This is a genomic window from Virgibacillus sp. 7505 (genome assembly GCF_002272135.1).
In the GTDB taxonomy this organism is placed as follows: domain Bacteria; phylum Bacillota; class Bacilli; order Bacillales; family Amphibacillaceae; genus Terribacillus.
The window spans coordinates 1-330 of record NZ_NPBF01000102.1 but is presented as its reverse complement, the minus strand read 5'-3'; the positions used below and the strand labels follow the sequence as shown (position 1 = coordinate 330).

General features: G+C 49.4%; 1 protein-coding gene. It reads left to right on the top strand.

Features of this window, described 5'->3' with window-relative positions:
• Positions 1-330: helix-hairpin-helix domain-containing protein (locus CHH91_RS18110; RefSeq protein ID WP_286160839.1), on the top strand; the 330-nt coding region annotated here is incomplete at both ends.

Sequence of the window (330 nt, the reverse complement as noted above, 5' to 3'; positions counted from 1 at the left end):
CATCCGTACTAACCCGTATTTGCTCATTCAGGATGTGGAAGGAGTCGGCTTTCGCCGCGCAGACCAATTAGGGGCGGCGATTGGCTTAACTGGGAACCATCCAGAGCGTTTGCGGGCGGGGCTGCTTTATTTGCTCCGGGAATGTTGTATGCAACAAGGACATTTATACTTGCACAAAGAAGCGCTCATTACAGAAGGGGCTGCATTATTATCGAGCCCCAACGTCCAAATTGAAGCTTCCGAGCTTGATGCCATCCTCATCGAAATGAATGAAGAGGGCATGCTCGTTCGTGAAGAAGATCGCGTCTACATGAAGTCATTGTATTATGC